This is a genomic window from Dietzia sp. DQ11-44, assembly GCF_014145205.1.
GTDB lineage: Bacteria > Actinomycetota > Actinomycetes > Mycobacteriales > Mycobacteriaceae > Dietzia > Dietzia natronolimnaea.
In genome coordinates this window covers 1-1,645 of the sequence record NZ_JAALEC010000557.1, presented here as the reverse complement: position 1 = coordinate 1,645, position 1,645 = coordinate 1, and the positions used below count along the sequence as shown (strand labels likewise).

The 1,645-nt window shown below is 69.5% G+C and carries 1 protein-coding gene; it reads left to right on the top strand.

Annotation, left to right across the window (positions count from 1 at the left end; all coding sequences use genetic code 11):
• Positions 1 to 408: 408 nt before the first annotated feature.
• Positions 409 to 1,509 carry an ABC transporter substrate-binding protein gene (locus G6018_RS13380; RefSeq protein ID WP_182639872.1) on the top strand — a complete coding sequence of 367 codons (1,101 nt, stop codon included), beginning with the start codon at positions 409 to 411 and terminating at the stop codon, positions 1,507 to 1,509.
• The last annotated feature ends 136 nt before the right edge of the window (positions 1,510 to 1,645 follow it).

Below are 1,645 nucleotides of genomic sequence, written 5' to 3'. Positions count from 1 at the left end.
TCCCGCCAGTACGCCAAGAACTACGCGGCACCCGGCGAGCACGTCGCCTCGGGCTACAAGGGTTTCGTCGCCCGAGCCGAGGAACTGGCCGCCAAGTACGGCGAGCGCTTCGCGCCCACCGAGTCGTTGAAGAAGGCGGCTGCCGAGCAGAACTGAACAGGCCACCGGCCGAGCGGTCCGCTCGACACGCGGTAGAGGCGGCCGCCCCCGGGAACCCCCGGGGGCGGCCGCCTTTCGTCGTTCCGCCGCGAACGTAGGCACGGTCTTAGAGTTCTCAGTCCCCGATGGGCGAGGATCTGGGGATCGGAGTCGAGCGCGGAAATCGCCGTACGCTGGGAATACGGTGTTTAGGGAAGCCTTCCCTTACAAAGGTTAGGCTCGCCTTGGTTACAGTGCTATCGTTGCCGCATGTTCAGACAGCGCTCAGGCTCGCTCCCGCTGGCCGTCGCCGCCATCCTGGCTCTCACGCTGACCTCGTGCGGGGTCGCGACCGGGCTCGGCGGCGACCCCGAGACGATCTCCGGGATCCCTCTGGCGTCCGAGGTCTCGGCGACCGCGGACCCGCGATCCTTCGCCGGCGAGCTCTCGCTGGAGTTGGTCGACGACCCGGTCGACCCCGTCACGACCGACCCGGTTCCGCAGCTGCCGGCCGTGGTCACGGACAACCAGGGAACCGTCGTCGAGGTCGCGGACGTCTCCCGTATCCTGCCCCTGGACGTCTACGGGACGCTCTCCCGCATCGTCTTCGAACTCGGGCTGGGGGACAACGTGATCGGCCGCGACGTCTCGTCGGCCTTCCCCGAGATCTCCGATCGGCCCCTGGTGACGCAGGACGGGCATCAGCTCAACGCCGAGGCCATCCTCGCGCTCGACCCCAGTGTGATCATCACGGACACCTCGCTCGGTCCGTGGGACGTGATCCTGCAGCTCCGTGACGCAGGGATCCCCGTCGTCGTCGTCGACTCCCACCGGTCCCCGGACAACGTCGAGGCACTGACCCACTCCGTCGCCGACGGGCTCGGCGTGCCCGAGCTGGGGCGCGAACTGGGGGAGCGCACCCGCGCGAAGATCGTGGAAACCGAGGAGTCGATCGCCTCGATCGTGCCGGAGTCCGAGACCGCGCGGCTACGCACGGTCTTCCTCTACGCCCGTGGATCCGCCGGCGTCTACTACATGTTCGGCCAGGACAGCGGCGCGGACGAGTTGATCACCGCGGCCGGCGGATACGACGTGTCGACCGAGGTCGGGTGGAAGGGCGCCAAGCCGGCGAACGACGAGGGGCTCATCGCGGCTCAACCGGACGTCATCGTCATGATGAGCAAGGGGCTCGAGTCCGTCGGTGGCGTCGACGGCCTTCTCGAGAAGTTCCCGGCCCTGGCCCAGACGCCGGCCGGCGCGAACCAGCGGGTCGTCGCGATGAACGACGACCTCGTGCTGTCGTTCGGCACCAGGACCCCCGCCGTGCTCAACGCGCTGGCGGTGGCCCTCTACGCCCCCGACGCGCTGTGACGCTCACAGCGGATCGCCGCGAGCGGGCCGTGCAACCCTCACCCGGCTCCCGACCCGCACGGACGGCCGGCGGGACCCACCGCCTGCTGACCGGTGGCCTTCTGGTCGCCGGGCTGGCGGCTGCACTCGGTGTCCT

Bases quoted from the DNA above. Each gene is read 5' to 3' on its own strand.
- G6018_RS13380 (WP_182639872.1), top strand. From the start codon at position 409: ATGTTCAGACAGCGCTCAGGCTCGCTCCCGCTGGCCGTCGCCGCCATC.